Origin of the sequence: Yinghuangia seranimata (genome assembly GCF_029953285.1) — a bacterium.
GTDB lineage: Bacteria > Actinomycetota > Actinomycetes > Streptomycetales > Streptomycetaceae > Yinghuangia > Yinghuangia seranimata.
Genome location: NZ_JASAOI010000053.1, coordinates 1 through 8,361 on the forward strand (window position 1 = coordinate 1; position 8,361 = coordinate 8,361).

Here is an 8,361-nt window from a genome sequence, read left to right on the forward strand (position 1 = left end):
GGCGCGCTCGGCGAAGCGGACCGGGTGCTCCTTGCGGGGCGACAGCGAGTTGATGCCGGTGCCCAGGTGGATGCGCTCGGTCTTCGCGGCGACGTAGCCCATCGCGACCTCGGGGGCCGACATGTGGCTGTACTCGGTCAGGGCGTGGTGCTCGCCGAACCAGGCGTACTTCCAGTTGTGCTTGTCGGCCTTGATGGCCAGCTCCAGCTCGCGCTGCAGCATCAGGTGCTCGGACGCGCGATCGTGCGCAGCCGGTCCCGGGATGTAACCGTTCAGGAAGATGCCGAACTCCACGTGGAGCCTCCCAAAGTGCCTGGTTCAACGATGTCGCGTCTGGCGGCTGCGCCCGTACAGCGGCAATGTACGCGCGGCCGGTCGAGACTTGTGGTGAGAGGTGTCTAACGTCACGTCAGAAACCGCTGCTGGCAAGGGGGTTCACATACTGCCCCCGACCTGCTAACTGTCTCGGGACGCGCCGGTAACAACACGGAATGTCACCGCCCCGAAAAACGGACACGTGTAAGCAGCAGACACGTAACGTCACCGTGATCGGCGTCGATCAGATTTGGATGCTTTCGGCTCCGGGTCGTTTCGCTTCCCCCGGTCAGCCGGGGTTTTCCGCTTGGATGGGCGCATGAGTGAAGCCCTGGACCTGCGGCCCGCCCTCACCCGTCCCGAGCTGCTCGCGAAGCCCGTCGCCGCGGCGCTCGAGCAGTGGACCGGGAGCGTCCCGGTCGACGACGTGCTGTCCGCCGAGATCGACCCGGCGCTGGCCGACACCGCCGCTTTCTGCGAGCGGTACGGCGTGGCCCTCGCCGACTCGGTGAACTGCGTCGTCGTCGCCGCCAAGCGCGGCGCCGAGGTCACCTACGCGGCGTGCATGGTCACCGCGACCAGCCGCGCCGACGTCAACGGCCTGGTCCGCCGCCACCTGGGCGCGCGCAAGGCGTCCTTCGCGCCGCTCGCCGAGGTCGCCGAGGCGTCCGGCATGGAGTACGGCGGCATCACTCCGATCGGCCTGCCCGCCGGCTGGCCGATCCTGGTCGACGCGGCCGCCGCGGCGCTGCCGCTGGCAATCATCGGCGCGGGCAGCCGGCGGGCCAAGATCCAACTGCCGGGCCGGGCCCTCACGGAGCTCCCGGGGGCCGAGGTGCTGGAGGGGCTGGGCGTGCCGGTGGGCTGACGGCGCCGTCTCCGCGCGCCGCCGGGGCCGGGACGCGGGGTCAGTCGCCGAACTGGCGCTGCACCTCGCGCCACGCCGGCTCGCTCAGCAGCGCCCGCCACTCCTCGAACATGTCGAAGAGGAACTCCGCGTCCATCTGGTCGAAGGTGGGGCTGCGCGGGATGACGTCGATCTCGTTGGCGGCGGTGATCTCCGCGAACGCGCGGCGCTCCGCGAGGCCGGGCACGCGCCGTTCGCCGGTGAAGCGGTTCAGGAACTCGCCTGCGTCATCAGCGAGTTCCGGGTAGGACGCCTTGCGGTCGCAGCTCGCGTAGAAGTACACCATCGCCTCGGCGTGTTCGCCGATGACCGCGGCCAGCTCGCCGCGCCGGTCGAGGCCGAGCAGCGCGGTGTCGAATCCCGCGGTGCCGTAGAACGCGTGGCACAGCCCGGCGAGGCGCACGTCGCGCTCCGCGCCCCACTCGGTCAGCATGTCGTGCACACGCACCAGGTGGTCGAACAGCGAGCCGCCGAAGTGCGGGACGTCCTCGGCGCCCAGTTCGCGCAGCAACGCGACCGCGTCCTTGGTGACCAACGATCCACCGCCCATGCCGGAGTGCGCGGAACGCGCGACTGAGAAGCCTGAAGAACACAGAGACACGTACAGGAGGGGTCGGCACCCGCCGTGGTGTCGACGGGTACGCCGGGTTGCCGCCCCTGGGCCCACCGACAGCGTCCCGCCACTCCAAGACCCAAGTCAATCCTAGGATTTCCTGGGCCAACCCCAAGCTCTATCTTGGCTGTCATGACGATCGACGACCTGCGCACCTTCCTCGCCGCGTGCCGGCACGGCAACCTCAGCGCGGTCGCGCGCGAGCTCGGCGTCACGCAGTCCGCGGTCAGTCAGCACATCAAGCGCCTGGAGCGGGAGGTCGGCCTCGACCTGCTGGAACGCCGGCCGCGCGGCGTCGCGCCCACCGACGCGGGGCGGATCCTGTACGCCGCGGCGCGCGACAGCCTCGCGGGGCTCGACCTGGCGCTGCGTCAGCTGCGCGATCTGCGGGACGGGCACGGCGGCACGGTGCGCATAGCCACCGGCGCGACGACCGTGCGGCACTTCATGACCGACGCCATCGTGGCGTTCCGGCGCGCCGACCCGACGGCGTCCCTGGAGTTCCAGACCGAGAGTTCGAGCCGCACGTGTCTGGCCGCCGTCGCCGCCGGCACCGCCGACCTGGCGTGGGTCACCATCGGCGACCCGGTGCGCGGCGTCGAGCAGCGCCCGGTCGCGGCACTGCCGTGGATGCTCGCGGTCCGCCGCGACGACCCGCTGGCCGAGAAGGCGTCGCTGTGCCTCGACGACCTCGCGGGCATCCACCACATCCGGCTGCCGGAGACGTCGACGTCGCGGCTCCGGCTGGACGGCCACCTGGCGGCGCACGCGATCCGGCCGCCCGCGAACACCGGCGTCGCGGACTGGGACACCGCGATGCTGCTGGCCGAGCTCGGCCTCGGGCACGCCGTCGTCCCCGACCTTCCGAACCTGCAGCGCACGCCGGACGGACCGCTGCGGCTCGTCCCCATCCCGGACCTGCCGCCGCTGACGGTCGGGTGGGCGGCCCGGCAGTGGGCGGCGCTGGCACCGGCGGCGCGGGCTTTCGCGGACGCCGTCGAGCAGGCCTCGGCGCGCGGCGGCCCGGCCGAGCACCGACCCGGCTGATCACCGAACAGCCTTACGAAAGACGGCCCTTCACCAGGTCGAGCATCCGGTCCACGGGCAGCCCCGGCGACCGCCGGCCCCGGTAGCCGGTCATCGTCTCCCCCGCGACCAGCACGTTCAGCACCGCCTCCTCGACCGACTCGACGACCGCGTCGTAGAAGGCGTCCATGCGGTTCCACGGCACGAACCGCAGGTGCTCGTACCCCGGTTCGCCGTGCGGGAAGCCGCTGGTGAGGGCGCCCTCGTTGGCGGTCGAGAAGGCCAGGAAGATGTCGCCGGAGAAGTGCGAGCCTGTCGTGCCGGTGCGGGCCAGCCCGAGCGGCACCCGGCGGGCCAGCGCGGTGCACTGGCCCGGCAGCAGCGGGGCGTCCGTCGCGACCACCACGATGACCGACCCGGCACCGGGCGGCCGGGCCCAGTCGGTGTCCTCCATCGGGTTGTCGTCGGCCAGCGCGCGGCCCACCGGCACGCCGCACACCGTCAGTTCCTTGCGGGAGCCGAAGTTGGCCTGCACGAACACGCCCACGGTGTACCGGTCGGCGCCGTGGTCGACGACGCGGGACGCGGTGCCGCTGCCGCCCTTGAAGGCGTAGCAGTTCATGCCGGTGCCGCCGCCGACGGAGCCCTCGGCGACCGGCCCGGGGCGTGCCGCGTCGATCGCCGCGACCGCGTGCTCGGTACGGATGTGCGGGCCGTTGATGTCGTTGAGGTAGCCGCTCCACGTCTCGGCGACCACGGGCAGCAGCCACTCGTCCGCCACCGCGGGCTTCTCGCGCACCACCCAGTCGATGACGCCGCGGTGGCAGGTTCCGACCGCGTGGGTGTCGGTGATCAGCACCGGCAGCCGCAGCGAGCCGGTCTCGGTCAGCCACGCCGTGCCGGTCATCTCGCCGTTGCCGTTGAGCGAGTGCCAGCCCGCGGCGCACGGGACGTCGAACGCGGTCCGACCACGCGGCAGGATCGCGGTGACCCCGGTACGGACGTCGTCGCCCTCGATCAACGTGGTGTAGCCGACCTCGACCCCGGGGACGTCGGTGACCGCGTTGTGCGGGCCGGTGCGTCCGGGCAGCGGCAGGCCGAGGTCTCGTGCGCGCATCAGGCGTCCCCTGTTCCCCTATATATGTCCGGCGGCTCGTCCGGGTGCCCGGCCAGGCTACGGCGCGGCCCCGCCGGACCCGCCGTGCGGCCGGATTCCGCGGATTTCGTAGAGTCGTCCGCATGCCGACTCCGTCCACCGTCACCGTCGCCGACGACCTCGCCGCGGCGCCGCCGCTGCTGTTCGCGTACTACAACGCGACGATGGTCGAGATGGGCGGACAGCCCTGGGCCACGCCCGACGAGCTGCCGGACTTCTTCCGCGTCGACTACGACGACCCGGACGGCTACTACGCGGCGCCGGGCGGCTACCTGGTCGCGCGCCTGGACGGAACGCCGGTCGGCGGCGTCGGCTACCACCTGTGCGGCGCCGACATGGAGGTCAAGCGGCTGTACGTGGCGCCCGAGGCCCGCGGGCACCGGGTCGCCCGGATGCTCATGGACGCGCTGCACGACCGGGCCCGCGCGGCGGGCTCACCGCGGTGCGTACTCGACGTCCTGCCGCAGCGGACCACCGCGATCGGGCTGTACAAGGCGCTCGGCTACCGGGCGATCCCGCCGTACCGGGACGACCACGGGCCGATCCCGCTGGACTGCTTCGCCTACGACCTCTAGAGCACGGTCACGCGGCGGCGGACGGCCGGCGTTCCTCCGCCGGCGCCGCAGCCTGCGCGCGGGCGGCGGCGATCCGCGCCCACTTGGCGGTGGCCCGGCCGATGAGCGGCGCGCCCACGGCGGTCGGCGCGATCCACGCGAACCACGACCCGAAGCCGAGCTGGACCACCATGAACGCGGTCACGAACGAGATGTACGAGCTGCACATACCGTTGATGTGGACGAGCAGCCAGTGCCTCGGCCGGGCCCGCGCCGCCCACCAGCCGAGCGCCGCGGAGATCCAGGTGGCCGCGCCGACGAGGGCCAGCCACCACACGTCCGGATTGAGCGCGGCGAGGCCGAACGACGTGAGGCACAGGACGGCGACGCACACCTGGTAGGCGGTGCCGGACCGGGTGTGCCGCCCGGCCTTCTTGGGCGCGAGCATCGCGATCGGGCCGAGGGCGAGGCCGAGGCTTCCGGCGACGATGTGGGCGACGAGCAGGGCTGTGTGCATCACGACTCCCCTGACATGACACAGTGGACTGTCGCATCAGCGAATCATCGTCCACTGTGGACTGTCAAGCGTCCATAGTGGACCGTCGAGTGTGGAGTATGCGGGCATGACCGAACTGAACCCGACCGCGGCCTCGCTCCTCGGCTTCCTGCACGGCGGGGAGGCCAGCGGCTACGAACTCGTCGAGACCGCGGACCTGGTCATCGGCGACTTCTGGAGCCTGACCCGCAGCCAGGTCTACCGCGAACTGGCCGCGCTGGAAGGCCGCGGGCTCGTCGAGGCCGGCCCCACCGGCGCGCGGTCCCGCCGCCCGTACACCCTCACCAACGCCGGCCGCGCGGCCTTCGCCGCCTGGGTCGCCCAGCCCCCCGGGCCCGAGACCATCCGCTACCCGCTGCTGCTCAGCATCGGCTTCGGCAGCTGGATCGACCCGGGGGCGCTGCTCGGCTTCGTCGCCGAACACCGTGTGGCGCACGCCGAACGCCTCGCCAAGTACGAGGAGATGCTCGCCGAGCCCGACATGGACAAGTACCAGCGCGCGACGCTGACCTTCGGCGTGCACTACGAGTCGGCGGTACTCGCGTGGATCGACTCGCTGCCGGAGATCCTCGGCGGCTGACGCTCAGGAGCCGTCCCCGGCGCCCTCGGCCGCCGCGTCCGCGACCCGCGCGAGGCGCGCGAACCGGCCGTCGTCCAGCCGGACATCGAGCGCCGCCAGGTTCTCCTTCAGGTGCGCGGCCGACGACGTCCCCGGGATCGGCACGATGCTCGGCGAACGGTGCAGCAGCCACGCGAGCGCCGTCTGCGCGGGCGTCGCGCCGACCTCGCGCGCCACCTCCGCGACCACGCCGTCCGGGCCCGCGTGCGCGCCCACCGCGATCGGGAAGAACGGCACGAACGCGATGCCGCGCTCCGCCGTGTAGTCCACGACGTCCTCGCGGTGCCGCGTCGCCAGGTTGTACAGGTTCTGCACGGCGGCGATCGGCGCGGTCTCCTCGGCCGCGCGCAGCTCGTCGAGCGTCACCTCGGACAGCCCGATGTGCCGCACCTTGCCCTCCTCCTGCAGCCGCTTCAGCGCGCCCACCTGCTCGGCGACGGGATACGCGGGGTCGAGCCGGTGCAGGTAGAGCAGGTCCAGGCGCTCCACGCGCAGCCGCCGCAGCGCCAGTTCTGCCTGCTGGCGCAGGTAGGCGGGGTGGCCGAGCGGCACCCACTCGTCCGGCGCGGGGCGCAGCACGCCGACCTTCGTCGCGACGGCCACGCCCTCGCGGTACGGGTGCAGCGCGTCCGCGACCAACTCCTCGCCGCCGCCGAGCGCGTACGCGTCGGCGGTGTCGATCAGGTCGGCGCCCGCCTCGACGGCGGCGCGCAGCACGGCGACCGCGGCGTCGCGGTCGGCCGGCGGCCGCCATATCGGCGCCGCCATCGGATCGGACGGGCGCTCCGGGCCGTCGGCGAGACGCATCGTGCCGAAGCCGATCCGGCGGACCACGAGGTCGCCGCCGAGCGCGAAAACGGACGGGTGGACTGCGGGAACAGCTGCGGTGTCGATCAAGTTCGTCATGGGACGAACGTAGGATCTGACATCGGTGTCAGATGCAAGCGTCAGTGACCGGCATCACACACGAGGGGTTGGCATGAAGATCGGCGACCTGGCCCAGGCGACCGGCGTGAACCCGCGACTGCTGCGCTACTACGAGCAGCAGGGGCTGATCACCGCCGAACGCAGCCCCGCCGGGCACCGGCGCTACCGGCCCGAGACCGTCGCCCAGGTCGGCCGCATCCGGCTGCTGCTCGCCGCCGGCATCCCGACCGCCGTCATCATCGACGTCCTGCCGTGCTTCGAGGGCGAGTCGCTCAACGCGTGCACCGCCGTGCACCTGCAGGGGCAGCTCGCCGACATCGAGGGCCGCATCAGCCGGCTCGAGCAGAGCCGGGCGGCACTCCGCGGACTGCTCGACGCGACGTCCGCGACGCCGGTCGCCGCCTGAGGCGGCGCCGGACACCCCTGTCCGCGTTCCCCGAACTCCCTGGAATCCCCGTGCAGCTGCCCGACTTCCGCCTCGAGACCTACTTCTCCCGCTGGGAGTTCACCGCGCGGTACCACCTGACCGCGTCCGACGCCGAGACGATGGCGATGAGCGAACTGCTCGCCCTCGCCGACGACGCCGACCGCGAGGCCTGGGACGGCCTCACGCTCGGCTACACGCCCACGCACGGCGACCCCGGCCTGCGCGCCGCCGTCGCCGACACGTACGGCTCCGACGTGACGCCCGACGACGTCCTGTGCTTCGCGGGCGCCGAAGAGGCGATCTACCTGGCGATGCAGGTCCTGCTCGGCCCGGACGACCACGCGGTCGTCACCACCCCGAACTACCAGGCGGCCGAGACCGTCCCGCTCGCGCTGTGCGACGTCACCGGCGTCCCGCTCGACCCCGACCGCGACTGGGCCCTCGACCTCGACCGGGTCGCCGACGCCCTGCGCCCCAACACCCGCGTCGTCTCGGTCAACTTCCCGAACAACCCCACCGGCGCGGTCGTCCCGGCCGAGGACTTCCGCCGTCTCGCCGAACTGTGCGACGAGCGCGGCATCCACCTGTTCAGCGACGAGGTCTACCGCGGTCTCGAACAGGACCCGGCACGCACCCTCCCGCAGGCCGCGGACCTCTCCCCCCGCGCCCTCTCGCTCAACGTCACCTCGAAGTCCCTCGGCCTCCCCGGCCTGCGCGTCGGCTGGATCGCCTGCCGAGACCGCGCGCTGCTCTCCCGCCTCGAACGCGCCAAGCACTACACCTCGATCTGCAACGCCGCGCCGAGCGAACTCCTCGCGCGCATCGCGCTCAAGGCCCGCGACCGCATCCTCGACCGCAACCGCGGGATCATCGCCGAGAACCTGCCCCGCTTCGACGCCTTCTTCGCCGCCTTCCCCGACCTCTTCGTGTGGCGTGCCCCCGACGGCGGCTGCGTCGCGTACCCGCGCTACCTCGGCCCGGGCGACGTCGGCACGTTCTGCCGCGACCTCGTCGAACAGGCCGGCGTCCTCCTGCTCCCCGCCGACATCTACAGCTCCGAGCTGACCCCGACCCCGGCCGACCGGTTCCGCATCGGCGTCGGCCGCCGCGACCCGGAGCCGGCCCTGGCCGCGTTCGCCGCCTGGCTGAAGGCGTGACGGCCTGACCGTTCGATTGCGGCACACGCCGAAACGGCCGGGGGGGGGGGGGGCGCGGCCGCGGGGCCCCCCCCCCGGGGGGGGGTGCGCGCCCCCGCCGGCGC

11 protein-coding genes are annotated in these 8,361 nt (G+C 72.7%); 6 read left to right on the forward strand and 5 right to left on the reverse strand.

The genetic code is table 11. From position 1 onward, the window contains the following. The coding region (locus QI554_RS31775) for an LLM class flavin-dependent oxidoreductase (RefSeq protein WP_281474845.1) at positions 1 to 294 on the reverse strand (294 nt) is incomplete at its 3' end. Positions 295 to 634: 340 nt separating this feature from the next. Here QI554_RS31775 and QI554_RS31780 point away from each other — a divergent pair. Continuing rightward, positions 635 to 1,183, forward strand: a complete 549-nt coding sequence (locus tag QI554_RS31780; RefSeq protein ID WP_281474846.1) for a YbaK/EbsC family protein — start codon at positions 635 to 637, stop codon at positions 1,181 to 1,183. Positions 1,184 to 1,223: 40 nt separating this feature from the next. Here the strand turns inward: QI554_RS31780 and QI554_RS31785 are convergent, their stop codons facing one another. After that, positions 1,224 to 1,757, reverse strand: a complete 534-nt coding sequence (locus tag QI554_RS31785) for a DUF6817 domain-containing protein (protein ID WP_281474847.1) — start codon at positions 1,755 to 1,757, stop codon at positions 1,224 to 1,226. A gap of 210 nt (positions 1,758 to 1,967) precedes the next feature. Here QI554_RS31785 and QI554_RS31790 point away from each other — a divergent pair, with 210 nt between their 5' ends. Beyond that, positions 1,968 to 2,882 carry a LysR family transcriptional regulator gene (locus QI554_RS31790; RefSeq protein ID WP_281474849.1) on the forward strand — a complete coding sequence of 305 codons (915 nt, stop codon included), beginning with the start codon at positions 1,968 to 1,970 and terminating at the stop codon, positions 2,880 to 2,882. A gap of 13 nt (positions 2,883 to 2,895) precedes the next feature. On the opposite strand, the gene QI554_RS31795 is transcribed toward QI554_RS31790, so the two are convergent. Continuing rightward, on the reverse strand, positions 2,896 to 3,978 hold the full coding sequence (locus QI554_RS31795; protein ID WP_281474850.1) for a DmpA family aminopeptidase: 1,083 nt from the start codon (positions 3,976 to 3,978) through the stop codon (positions 2,896 to 2,898). Between the two features lie 122 nt (positions 3,979 to 4,100). On the opposite strand from QI554_RS31795, the gene QI554_RS31800 reads away from it, so the two are divergent. Next, on the forward strand, positions 4,101 to 4,592 hold the full coding sequence (locus QI554_RS31800; protein ID WP_281474852.1) for a GNAT family N-acetyltransferase: 492 nt from the start codon (positions 4,101 to 4,103) through the stop codon (positions 4,590 to 4,592). Positions 4,593 to 4,599: 7 nt separating this feature from the next. Here the strand turns inward: QI554_RS31800 and QI554_RS31805 are convergent, their stop codons facing one another. Next, positions 4,600 to 5,088, reverse strand: coding sequence for a DUF2306 domain-containing protein (locus QI554_RS31805; protein ID WP_281474854.1), 489 nt, complete (start codon positions 5,086 to 5,088; stop codon positions 4,600 to 4,602). A 106-nt stretch (positions 5,089 to 5,194) separates the two neighbouring features. On the opposite strand from QI554_RS31805, the gene QI554_RS31810 reads away from it, so the two are divergent. Then, the gene (locus QI554_RS31810; protein WP_281474856.1) at positions 5,195 to 5,707 is read left to right on the forward strand and encodes a PadR family transcriptional regulator; all 513 of its coding nucleotides are present in this window, start codon (positions 5,195 to 5,197) and stop codon (positions 5,705 to 5,707) included. Positions 5,708 to 5,710: 3 nt separating this feature from the next. Here the strand turns inward: QI554_RS31810 and QI554_RS31815 are convergent, their stop codons facing one another. Next, positions 5,711 to 6,652 (reverse strand): aldo/keto reductase, encoded by a 942-nt coding sequence (locus tag QI554_RS31815; protein ID WP_281474858.1) that lies wholly within the window; start codon positions 6,650 to 6,652, stop codon positions 5,711 to 5,713. 73 nt (positions 6,653 to 6,725) lie between these two features. Between QI554_RS31815 and QI554_RS31820 the strand changes: the two genes are divergently transcribed. Beyond that, the gene (locus QI554_RS31820; protein ID WP_281474861.1) at positions 6,726 to 7,079 is read left to right on the forward strand and encodes a MerR family transcriptional regulator; all 354 of its coding nucleotides are present in this window, start codon (positions 6,726 to 6,728) and stop codon (positions 7,077 to 7,079) included. Between the two features lie 50 nt (positions 7,080 to 7,129). After that, the gene (locus QI554_RS31825) at positions 7,130 to 8,257 is read left to right on the forward strand and encodes a pyridoxal phosphate-dependent aminotransferase (protein WP_281474862.1); all 1,128 of its coding nucleotides are present in this window, start codon (positions 7,130 to 7,132) and stop codon (positions 8,255 to 8,257) included. Positions 8,258 to 8,361 lie beyond the last annotated feature (104 nt).

Bases quoted from the DNA above. Each gene is read 5' to 3' on its own strand.
- QI554_RS31780 (WP_281474846.1), top strand. From the start codon at position 635: ATGAGTGAAGCCCTGGACCTGCGGCCCGCCCTCACCCGTCCCGAGCTG.
- QI554_RS31800 (WP_281474852.1), top strand. From the start codon at position 4,101: ATGCCGACTCCGTCCACCGTCACCGTCGCCGACGACCTCGCCGCGGCG.
- QI554_RS31820 (WP_281474861.1), top strand. From the start codon at position 6,726: ATGAAGATCGGCGACCTGGCCCAGGCGACCGGCGTGAACCCGCGACTG.
- QI554_RS31795 (WP_281474850.1), bottom strand. From the start codon at position 3,978: ATGCGCGCACGAGACCTCGGCCTGCCGCTGCCCGGACGCACCGGCCCG.
- QI554_RS31790 (WP_281474849.1), top strand. From the start codon at position 1,968: ATGACGATCGACGACCTGCGCACCTTCCTCGCCGCGTGCCGGCACGGC.
- QI554_RS31810 (WP_281474856.1), top strand. From the start codon at position 5,195: ATGACCGAACTGAACCCGACCGCGGCCTCGCTCCTCGGCTTCCTGCAC.
- QI554_RS31805 (WP_281474854.1), bottom strand. From the start codon at position 5,088: ATGCACACAGCCCTGCTCGTCGCCCACATCGTCGCCGGAAGCCTCGGC.
- QI554_RS31815 (WP_281474858.1), bottom strand. From the start codon at position 6,652: ATGACGAACTTGATCGACACCGCAGCTGTTCCCGCAGTCCACCCGTCC.